Raw genomic sequence first — 20,817 nt, forward strand, 5'->3', positions numbered from 1 at the left:
CGGCCGTTCACGCAACCGGCACGCCCTGCCGTCCCCGCGCGCTCTGTGGCAACCTACACGACCTTACGACCACCGAACGACCATTGGAGTCAGCGCGCAAGTGGAGCACGAAACGAGGGCGGAGCTCCCGATGACCGACCAGCCTCTGGCCAAGCGCGCACTCTATGTGACCCTGTTGCGTCGCGCGGGCGGCCCGGTGCTGTCCGTGATCCTGCTTTGCCTGGCCTTGTGGGCCCTGCACGCCATGGCCAGCGAGGTCACGTACCGGCAGATCGCCGGTTACGTGCACGCGCTGCCCAACACCGACATCGCGCTGGCGATGTTGCTGACCGCCGCGGGTTATGTCGTCATGACCCTCTACGACTGGTTCGGCCTGGCCAGCATCGGCCGGCGGCTACCCGCCCGGCGCGTCGGCCTGATCTCCTTCATCAGCTACGCGTTCTCGAACGCTCTGGGCATGTCCCTGCTGGTGTCCGGCTCCATCCGCTATCGCTTCTACGTGCAGGCCGGCCTCAGCACGGGCGAGGTGGCCCGCGTCGTGCTCTACACGACCCTGAGCTTCTGGCTGGGCCTGGCCGCGCTCACCGGCGTCACCTTGTTGCTGGTGCCGATCCCGCCCGACGTGCCGCTCTCCGGGCTGCGAATCCCTTTGGCGATCGTGCTGACGCTGGTGCCGCTGGCCTGGTTCGGCATCGCCGTGGCGGTGCGCCGGCCGGTCCGCGTGTGGCGTTGGGCGGTGACCACGCCGACGCCTGCCGTGGCCGCACGGCAGATCCTGATCGGCGCCCTGGACTGGGGCCTCGCCGCCGGCGTGCTCTACGTGCTGATGCCCGAGGCGATCACGGGGGGCTTCGGCCATTTCCTGGCGATCTTCGTGGTGGCCCAGATGGCGGGGTTGATCAGCCACGTGCCGGGCGGCCTCGGCGTGTTCGAGGCGGTGATGCTGGCCGGGTTCGGTGCCACCGGCAACCACGGCCTCGAAGCGCCCATCCTCGGTTCGCTCGCCGCCTTCCGCCTCGTGTATTACCTCTTGCCGCTGTGCGTGGCGACGCTGATGGTCATCTGGCGGGAGGTCCGCGCGCTGCGCCACGCCGCCCTCGTCACGCCGTGGTTCAGCAGCCTGTTGCCGCCGTTCTTCGCCGGGCTGACCCTGGTCTGCGGCGCCGTGCTGCTGTTCTCCGGCGCCACCCTCGCGATCCCGGGACGCATGGAGATCCTCCGGGGCTTCGTTCCCTTGCCGCTGGTGGAGGTATCGCACTTCCTCTCCAGCGTCGTGGGCATGCTGCTGCTGATCCTGGCGCGTGGCCTGCAACGCCGGCTCGACGCGGCCTACGTGCTGACCCTGGTCCTGCTCATCCTCGGCGCCATCCTGTCGCTGCTCAAGGGCATCGACTACGAGGAAGCCACCCTGCTATCGCTGCTGGCTCTCGCCCTGGCGCCCGCGCACCGGCATTTCTACCGGCGCGCGTCGTTGTTCCGTGCGAGCTTCTCGCCCGGCTGGGTGCTGGCGATCGGTGCCGTGCTGGCCTGCTCCACCTGGCTGGTGTTCTTCAGCTTCAAGCACGTCGAATACAGCAACAACCTCTGGTGGGAATTCAGCTTCCACCACGGCGGCGCGCCGCGCGCCTTGCGCGCGCTGGTGGGGGCGACGGCCGTGGTGATGCTGGTCGCCCTCGCCAACCTGATCCGGCCCGCACGCCCCCGCCGCGCTTATCCGGGAGAGGCTGACCTCGCCCGCGCGATGCCGTTGTTGAAGCAGTTCGACTCCGCGCAGGCGCACCTGGCCCTTGTCGGCGACAAGATGCTGATGTTCGCCCCCGCCGACCGCGCCTTCGTCATGTACGACATCGAGGGGCGCAGCTGGGTCGCGATGGGCGACCCGGTGGGTACCGACGAAGCGGCCCGGCGGGAGCTGGTCTGGTCGTTCCGCGAGAACTGCGAGCGTGCCGGTGGCTGGCCGATTTTCTACCAGGTGCGTCCGGCGGACCTAGACCTCTACCTCGACGTGGGCATGAACCTGCTAAAGATCGGTGAAGAGGCCCGCGTCCGGCTCGAAACGTTCAATCTCGACGGCAAGTCGAAGAAGACACTCCGCGGAACGGTGAACAAGCTTTCCCGTGACGGCTTGCGCATGGAGATCGTTCCGGCCGAGTCCGTTCCGGCTTTGATGCCGAAACTGAAACACGTTTCCGACGCATGGATGCGCGACAAGAAGGTCCGCGAGAAGCGCTTCTCGCTGGGCCTGTTCGACGAACGCTACCTCGCGCGCACCCCCATGGCCTTGGTCTGGCAGGGTGACGAGCTGGTGGCCTTCGCCAATGTTTTCGTTACCGAGACGAAGGAAGAAGCTTCCGTCGACCTCATGCGCCACCTGCCCGAAGGCCCCTCCGGCATCATGGATTTCCTTTTCATCGAACTGATGGTCTGGGCGAAAGCCGAGGGCTATCGCTGGTTCAACCTTGGCATGGCCCCGCTATCGGGCCTGCAAAACCGCCGCACGGCACCGTTGTGGAGCCGCTTCGGCGCCATGGTGTTCGGCCGTGGCGAGCGCTTCTACAATTTCCGCGGGCTGCACCGCTACAAGGACAAGTTCGACCCTGAGTGGGAACCACGCTACATCGCCGTTCCCGGTGGCATCGCCTTGCCGCTGGCGCTGGCCAACGTCGCGAGCCTGATCTCGGGTGGCCTCGGCGGAGTCGTGCGCCGGTGAAACCCTCCATGAAGAAGACGTTTCGTTACGTCCTGCTCGGCATCACCGCGCTGCTCGTGCTGGCCTTGCTCGCCTGGCATCCGTGGACGCGCGCCTCGATGGAAAAATCCACCGTGGAGCTTCCCGCGCTGAAGGCGGCGCCGCCGGGGGAGGAAGACCTTCTGGTGGTGATCTACTCCGGTGACGGCGGCTGGTGGGATCTCGACCAGCGCCTCGGCGCGGTGTTCACGCAGCGCGGCATCCCCGTCGCAGGCGTGAGCACGTTCAAGTATTTCTGGCGATACCGTTCGCCGGAAGAATCCGCGCACGACCTGGACGGCCTGCTCGATCGCTACACACGCCAGTGGAACAAGCATCGCGTGCTGCTGATCGGCTATTCGTTCGGTGCCGATGTACTGCCGACCATCGTAGGCAAGCTGCGCGCCGACAACCGCGACAAGCTCAGCCAGCTCGTGCTGCTCTCGGCCAGTCGCGACGTGAACTTCGAGATCGAGCTCGAGGGCTACATGCAGCAGGGCTGGTGGACCACGCACACGCACAACTTCCTGCAATGGCTGAACCCGGTGGTGCACACCGACGCCATTCCGCCCATCGCCGCCCTGGGTGGACGCCCGCCCATGGCCTGCTACTACGGTGCCGAAGACGCGGACGATAGCGGCTGCACCGACCGCCGGCTGCCGGCCTTCGTCACGGTGTACAAGAAGCCGGGCTCGCACCACTTTGACGAGGACTACGAGAAGCTCGCGACCGAGCTGATCCAGCGCATGCCCGGGCACCGTCCCGACGCCTCGACGCCGCCTTAACGAAAATTCCGGCCCGGGCGGCGTGAAGACGTGTCACGAAACATTCACGGCCGCGCCACCAGAAATTTCCTCTTTTCCGCTCACCCTGTCGGTCCGGGCGGAAAGAAAAGCAGGAGACGGGCCATGCAACGAGAGCCAGGAAAACGCGATTACGGATCCTCCGACTGTGCGGCCTTGCGGAGTCTCGCCAGCCGGGGAGTGAACGTGCCCCAGAACGCCCCGAAGCCGCCCCCGCGCTCATCCCGCACGGAACGGCCGCGCCACGAACAGCGGCGGGAGACGCGGGTCCCAGCCTGAACGTAAGGGTTCGCTGAGACCTGCCAAGGCAAATAGGCACTAATTTTAAGAATTCTCCTATATCCGTCATCGGTCGACCTACGCAAGATTAGGTCCATGCCCCGCCCGGCTCATCGGGCAGGGCAAACGAATCGCCGATGACCGATCCGACGGCAGGATGCCGTCCGTCCCTAGCGCCAGGATCGATCCCCCCCTTCATCGGCGATAACGCCGCGCCGGCTTTGCCGGGCCGCGTTTGGGGTGGCTACGGCCACCAGACCAAGGGACGGTCGCCATGGCCCTCCGCGTGAGCGTGAGGGCCATGTTTTTTTTGGAGTTCTGGCAGGAGCCGTGACCCTTATGGGAGCCGTGACCCTTATGGGAGCCGACCCCGGTGGGAGCCGACCCTGTCGGCGATTGGGTGCTTGCCTCGAACTGGCCCGCTGCCGCGGGATCGCCGACAAGGTCGGCTCCCACCAGGGGCCTCCCATCGGGGGTGTTCCGTCAGCGGCCCGCGGCGGCCTTTTCCCGCACTTCGGCGAACGACCATTCGCGTTTCAGTTCGCCGTTTTCCCACACCGTCTGCATGACTTCTTCCCAGCCCGGCTCGATCGCATCGACCGGCAGCGACACGGCATCGCCGGGTAGTGGCACGGTGCGGTAGCTGCCGTATTCGCGATGACGCAGCAGGGTCATCCGTCCGCGCTTGGACAGCTTGCCTTGATCGGTCACCGGGTCCTTCCATACATCGCGCCACGTACCGTCGATGCGCGCCGCCGAGCATTTCAGCGCGAACTTCTGCGTGTCGCGGGTGAGTTTCTGCAAGAGCGCGCCGCCCATGCCGAAGGCGAGGTTGTCGGCGGCGTAGCCGGCGGCGGTGATGCGTTCGAGGATGGCGCGGATGCTCTCCGGATTCACGCCATCGCCCTGGATCACGCGGACATGGTTGAGCACGCGATAACCCTTGCCGTTCACGGTGCTGCCGAAGGCTTCGTTCAACAGGCTCACGCAACGATGAACGACTTCCACCGGATCGCCGGAGTCCGGCCGCACGACCACGGTGGCACCCGAGGCTATGACCTCGTCGCGCAGTGCCTTGCCCCAATGCTCGATGATGGCGTGGTAGATGTCGTAGCTGTCCGACACCACCGCCACGAGCGAACCGGGGCGCGCGAAGCGGCGAAGCATATTGCGATACGCATCGACCTCGTGTTCCCGGCCCCAGCTGGTGATCGTGCTGTGTTCGGCGGCGGGAATCGAATAGCCGGCCATGGGTTCGCCGTAATAGGTGCGCGCGGCGAGCACTCCGGAAACGGTGTCGGTCCCGAGGAAGTTGACCAGATGGGCCATGCCGCCGAGGCCGGCGGATTCCGCGCTCGATACGCCGCGGGCGCCGAAGTCGTGCAGCTTGAAGGGAATCTGGCCGGCCGGGTCGTCGGACGTGCGTTCTAGGTAGTGCAGGATCGTCCGCCGTGCCTGCCAACTGGTCGTGGCGACCGTCACCGGGTACCAGAGCCGCAGCAGCAGCGTTTCCAGGTAGGACGGCAGCCAGAAGGCCTTCGGGTCGGTGGATTCGATGGTGACCAGCACCTGGTGCGTCGGCACCACGCTGCCTTCGCAAACGGCGCGCACGCGCACCGGCAGGCGGCCGCCGTGCGTATCGACGATGTAGCGCCAGCCTTCCTCGTTGAAAGGCTCGCCGTGGGCGGCGAAGAAGTCGCGCGCCTCGTCCACGTTGACATGTGTGACGGCGCGGCCGAGGCGCGCCTTCAGGACGGCCTGGAGGCCGAAGAACACCGTGCTTTCATAGGTGCCGCCGCGCGACTCCACGTAAAAGAACGTGGCGTCGGTGCCTGGCGGGTACTGCAGCCAGTGGCTGGCCTTGTAGCTGTCAGTGTCGAGGATGGGGTTGTCGAGATAGGGTGTGCCGTGGGTCGTCATGACCCACAGCATACCCCTCGCCTCATCAGGCGGCGGTGTCGACGAGCACCAGCTCCGCATCGCTGGTGGCGGTGATGCGCAACGCCGTTTCATCGCGGATCGCGGCGCCATCGCCCTTATCCAGCGCGATGCCGTTGATCTCGACCGAGCCGGCCGCCGGAACCATATAGGCATAGCGGCCCGGGGCGAGCGCGTACTCGACCGTCTCGCCGGCCTTCACGCTGGCGCCCAGCACGCGGGCGTCGGTGCGGATCGGCAGCGCGTCTTCATCGCCCGCGATGCCGCTGGCCAGGATCACGAAACGGCCCGAGCGTTCGCCCTTGGGGAACGGACGTGTGCCCCATGCCGGTGCTTCGCGCTTACCGTCCGGAATGATCCAGATCTGGAAGATCCGGGTGGAATCGGGTTCGGCGTTGTATTCGGCATGGCGGATGCCGGTACCCGCGCTCATCACCTGCACGTCGCCCGCTTCGGTGCGGCCCTTGTTGCCCAGGCTGTCCTCGTGGGTGATGGCGCCTTCGCGAACATAGGTGATGATTTCCATGTCCGAATGCGGGTGCGGCGGGAAGCCCGTGCCGGCGGCGATGGTGTCGTCGTTCCAGACCCGCAACGCGCCCCAGCCCATGCGCTTTGGGTCGTGGTACGAGGCGAACGAGAAGTGGTGCTTGGCGTCGAGCCAGCCGTGGTTGGCACCGCCAAGACTGGTGAAGCGGCGGACGTCGATCATGTCGTGCTCCCCCGGGAATACCGGACTGGATGAGTGGATGGGTGTATTTTCCTCCGACCCATCCGCCGTGGAGCATCGCTTTCCGGAACGGATTGTTTCCCCGGAAGCGCCTTGCAGGGTTGCAAACGAAACCCCTGCGCCCATGTGGGACGGATCGGCGGTGCCACGCCGCCTCCCCCTTGCGAGGTATTCCCGAATGATCCCGTTCTCGGTGCTCGACCTTTCCCCCGTCCCCCGCGGATCGACGCCTGGCGAATCGCTGCGCAACTCGCGCGACCTGGCCCGCCACGCGGAGGCCCTGGGCTTCCACCGCTACTGGCTCGCCGAGCACCACAACATGACGGGCATCGCCAGCGCGGCCACGTCGGTGGTCATCGGGTACATCGCCGAGGGCACCAGCACGATTCGCGTCGGCTCCGGCGGCATCATGCTGCCGAACCACGCGCCCCTGGTGATCGCCGAGCAGTTCGGCACCCTCGCGTCGCTGTATCCGGGCCGTATCGACCTGGGCCTGGGACGTGCGCCGGGAACCGACCAGGGCACGGCGCGCGCGCTGCGCCGATCGCTCGGCCCCAGTGACGACCGCTTCCCTGACGACGTGCAGGAACTGCAATTCTTCCTCGGGCCGCCGCAGCCGGGGCAGACGGTGCGCGCGGTGCCCGGCATGGATACCAATGTGCCGATCTGGCTGCTCGGCTCCAGTTTGTTCAGCGCTCGCCTCGCCGCGGAACTTGGCCTGCCGTTCGCCTTCGCCTCGCACTTCGCGCCGGACCTGATGATGAAGGCGCTGGAGGTGTATCGCACGATGTTCAGGCCGTCCGACGTGCTCGATAAGCCCTACGCCATGCTCGGCATCAACGTGGTCGCCGCCGACACCGACGAGGAAGCGCGCCGCCTGTTCACCTCGCAACAGCAGGCGTTCTGGAACCTGCGCCGTGGCGCACCGGGCCAGTTGCCGCCGCCGGTGAATTCGATGGAGGGCGTGTGGACGCCGATGGAGAAGGCGCAGGTGGACCACGCGTTGTCGTGCGCGGTGGTCGGTTCGCCCGAAACGGTGCGCGACGGCCTGGCCGCGTTCATCGAGCGCACCGGTGCCGACGAACTGATCATCACCGCGCAGATCTTCGACCACGAGGCGCGCAAACGCTCGTACTCGATCGTCGCCGAGCAACGCGCGCGGCTGGCCGGCCGCGAGGCGGCCTGAACGTCGCGCCGTGCGGGTCGTCCTCGATACCAACGTCTGCCTGGACGCCTTCGTCTTCGAGGACCCGCGCGCGGCGCCGCTTGTCGCGGCGTTGGCGGCCGGCGACGTCGAGGCGGTGACGCGAGCCGACTGCCGCGACGAGTGGCTGGCGGTGCTGCGTTATCCGGCACTGAAGCTGGACGAGGCGGCCATCGCGGCCGCGGCCACCCGCTTCGATGCGGCGGTGACCGTGCTGACGTTCGAGGTGCCGAGGACGCCGTTGCCACGCTGCCGCGATCCCGACGACCAGAAATTCCTCGAGCTGGCCGCCGCGGCCGGTGCCGCGGTGCTGTTCTCGCGCGATGCGGAGGTGCTGCGCCTGGGCCGCCGCGCCTTGCGCGACGGCCTGTTCGCGATCGTGAAGCCCGAAGACTGGCCGCTCAGTCCGCCGGCACCAGCGCGATGAAATTGCGCAGGCTGTAGTAACGCTCATGTTGCGGCCAGTCCACCGAGGCGATCGCCTTGTGGCCTGCCGCCCATGGTTCGTTGTCGAGCAGCACCTCGACCTGTGAGTTGCCGTCGCCCACGTTGCCGTAGAACACGCGGATCCAGTGCACGTCGGCGGTGAGCGGCGCCGTGGCGATAGCCGCTTCCAGGGCCGAAAGGCCGTCTTCCGGAATCTCCATCGGCGCGTCTTCCTCGCCGCGCAAGGTGAAATCGCCGATGTAGACGGTGAACCGGTGGACTCCCGCGACCAGCTCCCGCATGGCGAGCTTCTTCGTATTCACCGTATGCCAGCACGCGGCCAGCACGACGTGGAAATCGTTACGAGCGAAACCATCGAGCGCGTCGCGGCACCCGGTCTTGCCACCGCCGATGCCGCCGAAGCTTTCCTCGATGGTGCGCTCCTCGTCGAGCACGATGTCGATGTCGAGGCGGCCCATGCCACCGTCCTTGCCCTCGTGCCAGATGCCGCGAATGGCGGGGAAATCCTCGCCTTCGGTGAGCAGCCAGTCTTCGTCGGCTTCGAGTTGGATGCCGTGTTCGGCGAAAAGGTCGATCAGGTGGTTCTGGATGAGACGGTCCATGGGTCGTCCGTTCGGGAAATGAGGCGATTATGCGCTGCCGGTCAGCTCTCCGAGAGCGACAGCGGCTGCCGGATTCCGTTCCTTGGCGGCCGAGATGAAGTAAGCGAAGACATCCCTTGCGCCCGACTTCGGCGCGGGCGCCGCCACGTGCGGCAGGTCCGCCGGGTCGGCACCCTCCGCCCAGGCCGTCGCGCGTTCGGCCCAGGCGCGCAGGTCTTTCGCACGATAGCCGCGGGTTTCGCTCGACACGCTGCGCATCAGGCGGGCATAGACGAAGGGGCCGGTCAGGTCGGCGAAGGAGGGGTATTTCGGCGAATCGGTGAACACCGTCGCCACGCCCCGCTCGCGGGCGAGTTCCAGCCAGCGCTCGTCCATGAAGCTGTCGTGGCGCACCTCGACGGCATGGCGCAAGGCCACGCCAGCGTATTTCTCGGGCAACAGGTCGAGGAACCCGGCGATATCGTCGGCATCGAATTTGCGCGTGGGCAGGAACTGCCAGAGCAAGGGCCCGAGGCGATCGCCCAGCGCGACCGCACCGTCGAGGAAGCGGCCGATCCGTTCTCCGGTGGACGCGAGCGCCTTGGTCTGCACGATATGCCGTGGCGCCTTCACCGAAAACACGAAACCTTCCGGGGTCTCCGCCGCCCATTTCTCATAGGTGGAGGCATCGGGCGAGCGGTAGTAGGTGCCGTTGATCTCGATGGACCGGACCTGGCGGCTGGCGTATTCCAGTTCGCGCTTCTGGACGAGCCCCTCCGGATAGAACACGCCGCGCCAGGGTGGAAACGTCCAACCACCCATGCCGGTGCGGATGTGTCCCCGCCTGGGGGCTTTGCTGCTAGCGCGTTGGGTCGCCATGGGAACCGATGCTCGCAAGGATGAAGTGGAGGGTTCGTCTTTACATGCGGTGCGCCGCGGCATTGCGCGATACTCGCCGCTTCGAGTTTCCCGCGAGCCGAACCATGCCGTCCATCCGCATCATGACAGTCGACGACCATCCCCTCCTGCGCGAAGGGATCGCCGCCGTGCTCGAGGGGCAGGAAGAGCTGGAACTGGTGGCCGAGGCGAGTTCGGGCGAGGAAGCCATCGAACGTTATCGCACGCACCGCCCGGACCTCACGCTGATGGACCTGCAGATGCCCGGTATCGGTGGCATCGCCGCCATCGAGGCCATTCGCGCCGAGTTTCCCGACGCCCGCATCCTCGTGCTCACGACGTATCGCGGCGACGTACAGGCGCTGCGCGCGTTTCGCGCCGGCGCGCAGGGCTACCTGCTGAAGAGCGAACTGCGCAAGGACATGCTGGTCACCATCCGCCAGATCATGGAAGGCAAGCGCCGCGTACCCGAGGAAATCGCGCAGGAAATGGCCGGCCACGCGGACGACGACGAACTCACGCCGCGCGAGACCCAGGTGCTCACCCATGTCGCACGTGGCGAAGCCAACCGGGATGTCGCCGGGGCCCTCGGTATCGCCGAGGAGACCGTGAAAGCGCACATGAAGAGTATCCTGGCCAAGCTGCAGGCGAACGACCGCACGCATGCCGTCGCCATCGCCCTGCGCCGGGGAATCATCGAGCTCTGAGTCAGGAAAGCGCCGTGGGCTGTTCGAAGGGAAGCGGCGTCGCGCCCGTGGCCACGACGGCCCGGTCGGCCCGCTCGCCGTCCTCGCCGTCGCCATCCACCACCACGAGGATGCGGCCCGCCTCGATCTCGCCTTCGAACTTGCGCCTGACCGGGTCCGGCGTCGAGGCACCCATCAGGGCGTTGGTCCATGCGCCGACCAGGGCACCGGCCGCGCCGACGGCCACGGCACCGGCAAGCGTCACGCCCAGCGGCGGGATGGCCATGCCGACCAGGCCCGCGACGAGACCGGTGGCGCCTCCTTCGGCAAGGCCGCGCACGGCGGCTGGCTTGAAGTCGGTGTGCTCGTCCTTGCGGTTTTCCGGGATTTCCTCCAACTCGATGTCCGAGCGCGCGATCAACGACAGATCCTCGTCCGGGACGCCGGATTCGCGGGCGGCACGCATGGCCGAACGGGCGTGGTCGAGGTCGGCGGTGCTGTAGACGCGGCGGGTTTTCATCGCGGCTCCTCGTCGGTGGACTTCCGACATGGTTTCGCCGGACCGGTCGAACCGGTGTGACGGAGGGGTCAAGCCCGTACGTGCGCGTGGCGCTTGCGGTATTCGGCGGGGGTGACGCCGACCCGGCGCATGAAGGCGCGGCGCAATCCGTTCACGTCGGCATAGCCGCAGCGCGCGGCAACCCTCTTCGGGCTTTCATGACCGTGCTCCAGCAGGCGGCGCGCCGCTTCCACCCGCATCGCCTCGACGAAGGCGGCCGGCGTCATGCCCACCTCGTGCTGGAAGATGCGCGCGAAATGCCGGGCGCTCATGCCGACGCGCGCCGCCATGGACGCCACCGAATGGTCTTCGGCGGGATGGGCCACCACGTAGCGTTGCAGTTCCTGCAGGGCGCCGCGTCCCGCAGGTGCCGCGTCGCCATGCCGGCTGAATTGCAACTGCCCGCCCGGCCGCCGGTAGAACACGACCAGTTCGGCCGCCACCGCCATGGCGATGTCCCGCCCGAGGTCTTCCTCGACCAGGGCCACCGCGAGATCCATGCCGGCCGTTACACCGGCCGCCGTGCATACCGGGCCGTCGCGAACCACGAAGGCATCCGCTTCGACGTTCAGCGAAGGATGCCGCTCGGCCAGCACGTCCGCGACGCGCCAGTGCGTCGTCACGCGGCGTCCGTCGAGCAAACCGGTGCGCGCGAACAGCAGCGCCCCGCTGCAGATCGAGCCATAGCGGCGAGCCTTCTCGCTGTGGCGCCGCATCCATGCCACCGCCGTCAGGTCGACGGCGGCGCGCGGCAGGTCGGGTGAGCCTGCGACGAGCAGGGTGTCCAGGTCGTCGATGTCGTCGAGCACGCTGCGGTCGGGCAGGAAGTGCAGCCCGGACGAGGCGGCAACGGCCAGCGGCGCCATGCCGACGGTGATGACCCGGTACACCTCGCGGCCCGCCTGGCGGTTGGCTTCCGCGAAGACATCCGCCGGGCCGGCGACGTCAAGCATCTGCACGCCGGCCGGCGCGAGAATGGCGATGGTCAGGGGTGGCGGCCGCATGGTGCGCAATATGGCTGAATTTGACACATCACGTCAAATCATGACGGTTCCGGCATGCGGTGCAATGGTTTTCCATTCCATGAGGCTTCCCGCCATGACCACCATCGCCGGCATCGCCATCCCCGACAGCGCCCTGGTACGCGAGATCACCGATCTGGTGCGCGACACCGAGACCGACCTGCTCTACCACCACTCCCGCCGCGTGTTCCTGTTCGGCGCCCTGACCGGCAAGGCCAAGGAGATCGCCTACGACCCCGAACTGCTCTATGCCGCCGCGATGTTCCACGACATGGGCCTCATGCCCGCCTATGCGAGCAAGACCGAACGTTTCGAGGTGGATGGCGCCAACGCCGCGCGGGCGTTCCTGACGAGCAAGGGCATCGCGCAGGACGAAATCGACGTGGTCTGGGCGTCGATCGCCCTCCATACCACCCCGGGTATCCCGCGGCATATGAAGCCCGAGATCGCCCTGCTCACGGCCGGCGTGGAAATGGACGTGCTCGGGCTGGGCTTCGAAACCGTCCAGGCCGCCGATCGGGAGAAGGTCGCCGAAGTGCATCCACGCGGACCGTCCTTCAAGGCCGGTATCGTGGACGCCTTCTACAACGGTATACGCGCCAAACCCGAGACCACCTTCGGCAACGTCAAGGCCGACGTCATGGCGTACAAGGAGCCAGGATTCCAGCGCACCGACTTCGTCCAGTGCATCCTGCACAACCACTGGCCAAGTTAAGCGTTGATTGCTCTGATAATCATTCGCACTTACGATGGCGGCCTTTCGCTCTTAGCAAGGCCGCCTCATGCGTTTCCGTCCCACCACCCTCGCCCTGGCGCTCGCGAGCGCCGTTGCCGCGCATCCGGCGGCAGGCCAGGAAGCCCCGCCTCCTGCGCCGTCCACCGACCTGGAAGGCGTCAAGGTGGTCGGCAACTGGCTGGGGGAAGCGGCCAGCAATACGGTGGCGAATCACCCTGGCGCCCGCACGGTGGTACGCCGCGAGGAACTGCGCGAAGCCGGCGCCGTGAACCTGCGCGATGCCCTGCGCCGCATTCCCGGCGTGCAGGTGCAGGAAAGCAACGGCACGGGCGGTAGCGACGTGTCGCTCAACGTGGGCGTGCGGGGTCTGACCTCACGCCTTTCGCCACGCTCCACCATCCTGCTCGACGGGGTGCCCATCGCCGTGGCGCCCTACGGCCAGCCCCAGGTGTCCATGGCACCCGTCGGCCTCGGCAACCTGCAGGCGGTCGACGTGGTCCGCGGTGGCGGGTCGGTGCGCTATGGGCCCCAGAACGTCGGCGGCATCATCAACTTCGTGACACGCGACATCCCGCAGACCTTCGGCGGAAGCGCCGGGGTGCAGATGCAGGGCGGCGAGCACGGCGCCATCCGCACCAACACCAACGCCTTCGTGGGCGGCACGATGGACAACGGGCTCGGCCTCGCCCTGCTCTACAACGGTCTGCATGGCCCGGGCTTCCGCGAGCACGAGGACAACGAGAGCATCGACGACGTGATGCTCAAGGCGAAATACGCCCTCTCCCCCGAGGACACGCTCACCGGCAGCATCCATCACTACGATGGCCAGGCCGGCATGCCCGGCGGACTGAACCAGGCCGACTACGATGCGGACCCCTTCCAGTCCCGTCGTCCGTTCGACGATTTCCACGGCCGTCGCACGGACTACGTGTTGAAGTACAGCCACGTCGACGATCGCCGTAGCTTCGAAGTGCAGACGTACTACTCGGACAGCTTCCGCGGCAGCCACATCGAGACGATCACCCAGAACGCGAACGGCAGCTATACGCACCAGCTCATCGCCTATCCGCGCAATTACCACGTGTTCTCCATCGAGCCGCGCTATTCGCAGCTGTTCGACTGGGGCCAGGTCACCCACGAGATCGGCGTCGGCTACCGCTACACCAGCGAGGCGATGCACGAGCGCACGCTGCGCAACAACCGCTACATCTCCAACCTCTCCTACACCCCGTACGACAGCTTCCCCTATGGTGGACCCTATGTACTGTCCGGTAACAACACCGGCAGTAACGAGGCGCACGCGCTGTATGTCGACGACACCATCAACGCGGGGAACTGGACGATCACGCCGGGCATCCGCTACGAACGCATCGACAGCGAATGGCAGGCGCATCCGAGCGCGACGGTGGTGGTCAGGGGACCGACGGCTCGGACGAAGGATTACTCCAAGCCGCTGCCGTCGCTCAACGTCATCTACCACCTGAGCGACGCGTTGAAGCTCTACGCGAACGCGGAAACCTCGTTCGGCTCGTTGCAGTATTTCCAGATCGGGCAGAAGGATTCGAACAACCAGTTCGCCGCCGGGCTGAAACCCGAGACGGCGCGCACGTACGAGATCGGTACGCGCTACGACACGAAGGCGTGGGGCGGGGAGATCTCGTTGTTCCGCATCAACTTCGACCACGAACTGCAACTGGTCGGCAAGCTGCCCAATGTGCCGGACTCGTACGAAGGCTGGACCAGCCTCGGTGCCACCACGCACAAGGGTATCGAGTCCGCAGCGCATGTCGACCTGGGCGCCTTCAGCGACGTACTGGACGGTCTCACCTTATGGGGCACGGCCACGTACACCCACGCGTTCTACAAGCACGGTTCGTTTGAAGGTCGCGACTTGCCGTTCTACTCGCGGCGCACGGCCAACCTCGGCCTGCGCTACGGTATCGCGCAGTGGACGTTCAATCTCGACGCGTTCGCGCAGTCGAAGCAGCATTCGCCGGGTTCGCCGAGCTTCGATCCCGCGAACCCCACGGAATACATCACCGAGCCCTCGCCCGAAGGCGACCTCGGCGACATCCCTGGCTGGACGACCTGGAACGCCCGCGCCGAGTACGCCTTCGGCCCATCGGCGTCGAACCTCCGTCTGGGCGTGGGTGTGAAGAACCTCACGGACAAGCGCTACTTCACGCGATCGACCGATAACAACGACGGCATCTACGTCGGCCTGCCGCGCACGTACTTCGTGCAGGCATCGGTGGACTTCTGACATGACGCCCTCGCCGCGCCGTTTTCGCTCCATGTTGAAGACCCTGCACTTGTGGCTCGGGCTCAGCCTCGGGGTGCTGCTGGCGCTGGTGACGCTCTCGGGAAGCGTGCTGTTGTTCGAGCAGCCGCTGTTCGCCGCCGGGCATCCCGAACTGGCGTCGCGCCCGCTGCCGGATCTCGCGACACAAGGCCGGTCGTTACAGGCGATCCTCTCGTCGCCCGAGGGGAAGGGGTTGCGCGGGCTGTCGCTACCCGACGCGGAACTGCCGGTGTGGGAAGCGCAGGAACGCGGCGGCAACCGCAGCTATTTCGACGCGAGCACGGGTCAACTGCTGTTGCGCCGGAACAAGTCCGGAGACGGGCTGCTTCTCCTGCTCGACTGGCATACCCACCTGTTGACGGGCGAAGTGGGCGAGACCGTGCTCGGCGTCGTCGCCTGCACGGGACTGTTCATGCTGTTTTCCGGTGTGTGGCTTTACTGGCCCGGGCGCCGGCGTGCGCTGAAACACCTGAAGCCCCATGCGAATCCGCCGGTGTTGCGGTGGGCGAGCTTTCACCGTTTCGTCGGCGTCGCCGCGCTGCCCTTGCTGATCGTGATGATCGGCACCGGAACGACGATGGCCTATCGCGGCGCCGTGCGCAGCGGCCTTACCGCGGCATTCGGCGAACCCGCACCGGCGAAGCCGCCCAGGCTGTTGCCCACTCGGACGCCGATCGACTGGGCGGCCGTACTCCAGGCTGCACAGGCAGCGGCACCGGAGGCGCAACTCACGCGCCTTACCCTTCCTTCCAGGGAAAATGGCTGCGTGGTGCTGCGCATCCGCCGCCCCGGCGAGTGGAACCTGGCCGGACGCAGTTCGTTGTGGATGGATCCCGGCACGGCGGCGGTGATCGGCGGTGTCGATGCGACGAAACTCGGACCGGGCGGACGCCTCGCCGATGCCCTGTTCCCGATCCATTCGGCGGCCGTGGGCGGCCTGGCCTGGCGCGTGATCGCCTGCTTCACCGGCCTGCTTCCGATGTTCCTGCTGGTGACCGGATTCCTCTTCTGGCGTGCGCGCACGCGCCGGAGACCCACTTCCCCCTGAAACGCTCCACTCCATGGAAGCCCGCTCAGTCCTGTGGGAGCCGCTTCAGCGGCGATGGGGTGCTTGCCGCAACCTTGCCCGCTGCCGCGGGATCGCCGACAAGGTCGGCTCCCACCAGGCCTAGTCCTAATCCCACAGGTGTATTCCTGACTGGTCTACCCGATGCTGTTGTGGGAGCCGCTTCAGCGGCGAAAGCGGAGTACACGCCCGCAGTTCGCCCCGATATCGACCCGCTGTCGCCTGGTGGTCCCCTTTATCCTGCCTCCCGTCTTCCAAGGGGAACTCCACATGCGCCGCATTCTGCTCGCCCTCACCGCTCTCGCCGCCTGCACCGCCTTGCCCGCCCTTGCGGCCGACAACGGGGACTGGACCACGCCCGTGGCGCCGCACAAGATCTACGGCAACACCTATTACGTCGGCACGAAGGGCCTCTCGGCCATCCTCGTCACGTCGCCCCGGGGTCATGTGCTGATCGACGTGCCGATGGCCGACAACGTCCCGCTCATCGAGGCGAACATCCGCAAGCTCGGGTTCCGCGTCGAGGACGTCAAGCTCGTGCTCAACTCGCACGCGCACTTCGATCATGCCGGCGGCATCGCGCAGTTCGTGAAGGACAGCGGGGCGACCGTGCGCGCCACGGCGGCCGGCGCGAAGGAGATGCGGCTCGGCGGTGACGACGTCACCGATCCGCAGCACGGGGAGGCACCGCTGTACGCAAAAGTGAACGCCACGGGTGACATCGGCGATGGCACGGTGGTGCGCCTGGGACCGTTGGCGTTGACGGCGCACGTCACACCCGGGCATACGCCTGGCGGTACGGCGTGGACATGGACCTCGTGCGAAGGCACGGCGTGCAAGACGATCGCCTATGTCGACAGCCTGTTCGCCTTCTCCGCCGATGGTTATCGCTATAGCGATCATCCGTCGTACGTGGCGGAGTATCGCAAGACCTTCGAACGCGTCGCGGCCCTGCCTTGCGACATGCTGATCACGCCGCATCCGTCGCAGGGTGAAGGGAAGACCTGCGCGGCCTACGCGGAAGCCGGCCGTAAACGACTGGATGAAAAACTCGCCGAGGAAGCCAGGCGATAACCTCGTGCATCCGCTTGAAGCTGATTTCTGCCGAAGGCATCCGAGGTGGGAGCCGACCCTGTCGGCGATGGGAGCTTGCCGTAACCTTGCCCGCTGCCGCGGGATCGCCGACAGGGCCGGCTCCTACAAAGTCTTCGATGCCTGTTTCTACAGGGGCTTCGCCAGCATCGTGGCGATGCGGGCGTCCTTCTCCGCCCAGAGCTGGTTCACCCATGCCTGGAACCGTTCGCGGAAGGCTTCATCGTTTTCATAGTCGCCGCGAAGCGAGGGCAGGATGGGCAGGCGGCGAATGTGGATGCGGATCTCGCGAATGCGCCCGGCGATCATGTCCATCATGGTACCCGGGCCGCCGGGGTATACGATGGTGACGTCGAGTACATGACGGATCGCGTCACCCATCGCGTCGATCACGAACGCCACGCCGCCCGCCTTCGGGCGCAGGAGATGAGTGTACGGTGACTTCTGCGCGTCGTGCTTGGCCTGCGTGAAGCGCGTGCCTTCGGTGAAGTTCATGATCGACACCGGCAGGTGGCGGAACTTGTCGCAGGCGCGGCGGGTGGCTTCGCGATCCTTGCCGCGCAATTCGGGCCGGGCTTCCAGTTGCTGGCGCGAATGGCGCTTCATGAAAGGAAAATCGAGGGCCCACCACGCCGGACCGAGCAGGGGCACCCAGATGAGTTCGCTCTTCAGGAAGAAGCGCATGAAGGGAATGCGACGGTTGAAGATCTTCTGCAACGAGGGGATGTCGACCCAGCTCTGGTGGTTGCACACCACAAGATAATTCTCACGCGGGCCCAGCCCTTCCATGCCTTCGACATGCCAGCGGGTGCGCGTGAACGCACCGAACAGCCAGCCGTTGAAACCCAGCCAGCTCTCGGCGATCCACACCAGCACGGCACCGATGCCACGGCGCACGGAGGCCAGCGGCATGATCAGGCGCAGTGCCGTCATGACGAGCAGCGGCAGCACGTGGCACACCGTGCTGATGAACAGCAAGGTGCAGGCGAGAGGGACGCGCAGGAAGACGGGAAGTTTTGCGAACATGGACGGGCAGGTGGGGGTGGAGTGCCCGAGTCTACAGGGCGCGGCGCATCAGGCGCCCAGCTTCTCGTTCACCGAGGCGAGGTCCTGGCGGACCTTGTCTATCCCGTCCCAGGGATCCTTCTTCAGGCGCGCCAGCCGCTTCGGGACGCTGCGAAGATCGAACGCGTTGCCGGATTTGACCTTGCCCAGTTCCTCCCAGCGCAAGGGCACCGCCACCGGCGCTCCCGGGCGTGACCGTAGGGAATACGACGCCACCGCCGTGGCCCCACGCCCATTGCGCAGGTAGTCCACGTAGATCTTCCCGCGCCGGAAACGCTTGGTCGCGGTCGCGACGAATTCCAGTGGATGTAGCGCGGCCATGGATTCGGCGAAGCCGCGGGCAAAGGTTTTCACCGTCGCCCAGTCGGCACCGGGGTTGAGCGGAACGACCACATGCAGTCCCTTGCCGCCGGTGGTGCGCAAGAAGGACACGAGCCCGAGTTGGTCGAGGAACCCGCGCACCATGCGTGCCGCCGCGACGACCCGGCCCCAATCCACGTCATCGCCGGGGTCGAGGTCGAAGACCACCCGGTCGGCGAGGTCGGGCGAATCGACATGGGAGCCCCAGGGATGGAACTCCACCGCGCCGAACTGCACGAGTTCGATCAGGCCGGCCTCGTCGCGCGGGTACAGATACACCGCTTGCGCGCCGGTTTCTTCTTTCAGCTTCGCCGTGCCGACATGTTCCAGTCCCGCCATCACATGCTTCTGGAAGAAGCACGGCGATCCGATGCCGCCCGGACAACGGATGGTCGACGTGGGCCGGTCGGCGATCGCCGGAAGCATCCATGGCATGACGGCCCGGTAATAGTCCACCACGTCCTGCTTGGTGATGCCGTCGTCGGGGAAGACGATGCGATCGGGATGGGTGATGACGATCGCATCGGCGCTTGCCTTGGCGGAAGCCTGCCCGGCCTTGGCCTTGGCTTTTTTTTTGGCGGACTTCGGCGCCGCGCGATCGGAATCGCGCAGGTCGGCCGGCGATTTATCCACGCGCAGTGTCTTCAGGCTCGGCTGGCGCAGCAGGTTCTGGTTGCCTATGCCGCGGTAGTAGACCTCCGCGACCGCCGTCGGGGGAACCCACAGCGCGCCGCGCAAGGTGGGATCGACCTGATCGATCTTCACGGTGGGTTTTTTCGTCCCGCCCCTGGTCAGGGTTTCGCCCAGCGAGCGCAGCATCTCATCGGTGAAACCGGTGCCGACACGGCCCGCATAAGTCCAGCCGCCATGCGCATCGGGGCGTGCCAGCAGCAATGAGCCGAAAGCCAGCCGGGAACCTTTCGCCGGCGTGTAGCCGACCACGGCGAACTCGTCGCTTTCCAGGCGCTTGATCTTCTGCCAGTCGTCGCCGCGTCCCGCATGGTAACCGCCGTCCACGCGCTTGGAGATGATGCCTTCGAGTCTCTGTTCCATCGCCATGGCGAACACGTCATCCCCATGGCCCACGTTGTGTCCGCTATAGGCGAGGTGGGGTGGTGCATGCGCGAGCAGCCGTTCGAGCAGGGCCTTGCGATCGGAAAGACCGACGCGAGTGAGGTCGTAACCTTCGAGGTAGGGCAGGTCGAACAACATGTACACCAGCGGCGCCTGCGCTTCACCGGACAAGGTGCGTTGCAAGGCGTTGAAGTCGCTGCGCCCCTGCGCGTCGAGCGCGATCAGTTCGCCGTCGAGGCGCAAGCTGTCGAGCCCGAGGCTTTCGATGGCGCCCACGATTTCCGGGACGCGGTCGTTCCAGGGCAGGGCATTGCGCGACCAGAGCATGGCCTTGCCCTTGGCCATGCCGGTGAGTATGCGGTAGCCGTCCCACTTCACTTCATGCAGCCAGCCGTCACCCTGCGGCGGTGCCTCGCGAAGTCGGGCGAGTTGCGGGGCAAAGAATTCATTGCTGGCTCTTGCCTTGCGGGCTCCATCCAGAGCGGCGGCCGCCTTGGCCAGGGTGGCCGCCGAGACCTTGCGGGCCTTCGGTGGCGCCTTCTTGCGTGAAGTGGATTTCTTCGCCGCGGCACGAAGCCCCGGCGTGGTGGCCGCGCGGCGCGTGCTCTCGCGCATCTTCGCGTCGAGCAGATCGTCGGCTTCCACGTCGCCCGCATAGGCGTCGTCGGCCTTGATCAGGAACCATGCGGGCTGCCGCTCCTTCTTCGCGCCACGCACGAGATGCCATTCGCCCTTGAGCCGCTCGCCGAACAATTCGAAGGTGAGATGGCCCTTGCGGATCTGCGCCTCGGCATCGCCATGCGTCGCCCACACGCCGCGGTCGAACAGGTCGACATGGCCCTTGCCGTAACCCTCCTCGATATCGCCCTCGAAATTCGCGTAGGACACGGGGTGGTCTTCCACCTCCACGGCGAGCCGCTTCACCTTGGGATCGTAACTGGGACCCTTGGGTACCGCCCAACTGCGCAGCACGTCGCCCACCTGGAGGCGGAAGTCGAAATGGCGGCGCGAGGCGTGGTGCAACTGCACGACGAAGATCGCCCTGCCACTCCCCGTGGCGGAATCGTCCGGCGCGGGTTCGCGGGTCTTCGCGAAGTTTCGCTTGCGGCGGTAGTCCTGAAGGCTCATGCGCCGATGGTTGGGGAGGCCGGGTGAACGCGCCGTGCAATCGTCTTCTTGCGCTGTCATCGCCTTTTCAGACTTGTCGTATGGGATCGGCGCGCAGGCGGGAGCAGACTCGGCAGACCTTTC

General features: G+C 66.4%; 17 protein-coding genes. 9 read left to right on the forward strand and 8 right to left on the reverse strand.

The genetic code is table 11. The features are described 5' to 3' along the window. Window positions 1-130 precede the first annotated feature (130 nt). Entirely contained in the window at window positions 131-2,710 is a 2,580-nt protein-coding gene (gene mprF / locus QFZ41_RS10450) for a bifunctional lysylphosphatidylglycerol flippase/synthetase MprF (protein WP_429198710.1), read from the forward strand. 8 nt (window positions 2,711-2,718) lie between these two features. After that, window positions 2,719-3,513 carry an AcvB/VirJ family lysyl-phosphatidylglycerol hydrolase gene (locus QFZ41_RS10455; RefSeq protein ID WP_429198711.1) on the forward strand — a complete coding sequence of 265 codons (795 nt, stop codon included), beginning with the start codon at window positions 2,719-2,721 and terminating at the stop codon, window positions 3,511-3,513. A 780-nt stretch (window positions 3,514-4,293) separates the two neighbouring features. On the opposite strand, the gene QFZ41_RS10460 is transcribed toward QFZ41_RS10455, so the two are convergent. Further along, window positions 4,294-5,742 (reverse strand): nicotinate phosphoribosyltransferase, encoded by a 1,449-nt coding sequence (locus QFZ41_RS10460; RefSeq protein ID WP_429198712.1) that lies wholly within the window; start codon window positions 5,740-5,742, stop codon window positions 4,294-4,296. Between the two features lie 13 nt (window positions 5,743-5,755). Then, on the reverse strand, window positions 5,756-6,457 hold the full coding sequence (locus QFZ41_RS10465; protein ID WP_429198713.1) for a pirin family protein: 702 nt from the start codon (window positions 6,455-6,457) through the stop codon (window positions 5,756-5,758). 196 nt (window positions 6,458-6,653) lie between these two features. On the opposite strand from QFZ41_RS10465, the gene QFZ41_RS10470 reads away from it, so the two are divergent. After that, the gene (locus tag QFZ41_RS10470) at window positions 6,654-7,661 is read left to right on the forward strand and encodes an LLM class flavin-dependent oxidoreductase (RefSeq protein ID WP_429198714.1); all 1,008 of its coding nucleotides are present in this window, start codon (window positions 6,654-6,656) and stop codon (window positions 7,659-7,661) included. A gap of 10 nt (window positions 7,662-7,671) precedes the next feature. Further along, window positions 7,672-8,106, forward strand: a complete 435-nt coding sequence (locus QFZ41_RS10475) for a putative toxin-antitoxin system toxin component, PIN family (RefSeq protein WP_429198715.1) — start codon at window positions 7,672-7,674, stop codon at window positions 8,104-8,106. Here QFZ41_RS10475 and QFZ41_RS10480 read toward each other — a convergent pair. Both QFZ41_RS10480 and QFZ41_RS10485 read right to left on the reverse strand, forming a co-directional pair. Continuing rightward, window positions 8,081-8,728, reverse strand: a complete 648-nt coding sequence (locus QFZ41_RS10480; RefSeq protein WP_429198716.1) for a DUF6348 family protein — start codon at window positions 8,726-8,728, stop codon at window positions 8,081-8,083. The genes QFZ41_RS10475 and QFZ41_RS10480 overlap by 26 nt on opposite strands. A gap of 27 nt (window positions 8,729-8,755) precedes the next feature. Continuing rightward, complete coding sequence (locus tag QFZ41_RS10485; protein WP_429198717.1) at window positions 8,756-9,586, reverse strand: DUF72 domain-containing protein; 831 nt, start codon at window positions 9,584-9,586, stop codon at window positions 8,756-8,758. A gap of 104 nt (window positions 9,587-9,690) precedes the next feature. Here QFZ41_RS10485 and QFZ41_RS10490 point away from each other — a divergent pair, with 104 nt between their 5' ends. Next, window positions 9,691-10,311 carry a response regulator gene (locus tag QFZ41_RS10490; protein ID WP_429198718.1) on the forward strand — a complete coding sequence of 207 codons (621 nt, stop codon included), beginning with the start codon at window positions 9,691-9,693 and terminating at the stop codon, window positions 10,309-10,311. A 1-nt stretch (window position 10,312) separates the two neighbouring features. Here the strand turns inward: QFZ41_RS10490 and QFZ41_RS10495 are convergent, their stop codons facing one another. Beyond that, window positions 10,313-10,810, reverse strand: a complete 498-nt coding sequence (locus tag QFZ41_RS10495) for a hypothetical protein (RefSeq protein WP_429198719.1) — start codon at window positions 10,808-10,810, stop codon at window positions 10,313-10,315. Window positions 10,811-10,878: 68 nt separating this feature from the next. Continuing rightward, window positions 10,879-11,853, reverse strand: a complete 975-nt coding sequence (locus QFZ41_RS10500) for a GlxA family transcriptional regulator (RefSeq protein ID WP_429198720.1) — start codon at window positions 11,851-11,853, stop codon at window positions 10,879-10,881. 94 nt (window positions 11,854-11,947) lie between these two features. On the opposite strand from QFZ41_RS10500, the gene QFZ41_RS10505 reads away from it, so the two are divergent. The 4 genes from QFZ41_RS10505 to bla all read left to right on the forward strand — a co-directional run bounded on the left by QFZ41_RS10505 (window position 11,948) and on the right by bla (window position 17,049). Continuing rightward, window positions 11,948-12,586 carry an HD domain-containing protein gene (locus QFZ41_RS10505; protein ID WP_429198721.1) on the forward strand — a complete coding sequence of 213 codons (639 nt, stop codon included), beginning with the start codon at window positions 11,948-11,950 and terminating at the stop codon, window positions 12,584-12,586. 67 nt (window positions 12,587-12,653) lie between these two features. Further along, entirely contained in the window at window positions 12,654-14,870 is a 2,217-nt protein-coding gene (locus QFZ41_RS10510) for a TonB-dependent receptor family protein (RefSeq protein ID WP_429198722.1), read from the forward strand. Between the two features lies 1 nt (window position 14,871). Beyond that, complete coding sequence (locus QFZ41_RS10515) at window positions 14,872-15,957, forward strand: PepSY-associated TM helix domain-containing protein (RefSeq protein WP_429198723.1); 1,086 nt, start codon at window positions 14,872-14,874, stop codon at window positions 15,955-15,957. Between the two features lie 288 nt (window positions 15,958-16,245). Next, complete coding sequence (gene bla / locus QFZ41_RS10520) at window positions 16,246-17,049, forward strand: subclass B3 metallo-beta-lactamase (RefSeq protein WP_429198724.1); 804 nt, start codon at window positions 16,246-16,248, stop codon at window positions 17,047-17,049. Between the two features lie 147 nt (window positions 17,050-17,196). Here bla and QFZ41_RS10525 read toward each other — a convergent pair whose 3' ends face one another. Together QFZ41_RS10525 and ligD are read right to left on the reverse strand one after the other, a co-directional pair. Then, on the reverse strand, window positions 17,197-18,093 hold the full coding sequence (locus QFZ41_RS10525) for an acyltransferase (RefSeq protein ID WP_429198725.1): 897 nt from the start codon (window positions 18,091-18,093) through the stop codon (window positions 17,197-17,199). Window positions 18,094-18,141: 48 nt separating this feature from the next. Next, window positions 18,142-20,694: a DNA ligase D gene (gene ligD / locus QFZ41_RS10530; RefSeq protein WP_429198726.1), complete on the reverse strand. Its 2,553-nt coding sequence runs from the start codon at window positions 20,692-20,694 to the stop codon at window positions 18,142-18,144. Window positions 20,695-20,817: the final 123 nt, after the last annotated feature.

This window comes from Luteibacter sp. W1I16 (genome assembly GCF_050434905.1).
In the GTDB taxonomy this organism is placed as follows: domain Bacteria; phylum Pseudomonadota; class Gammaproteobacteria; order Xanthomonadales; family Rhodanobacteraceae; genus Luteibacter.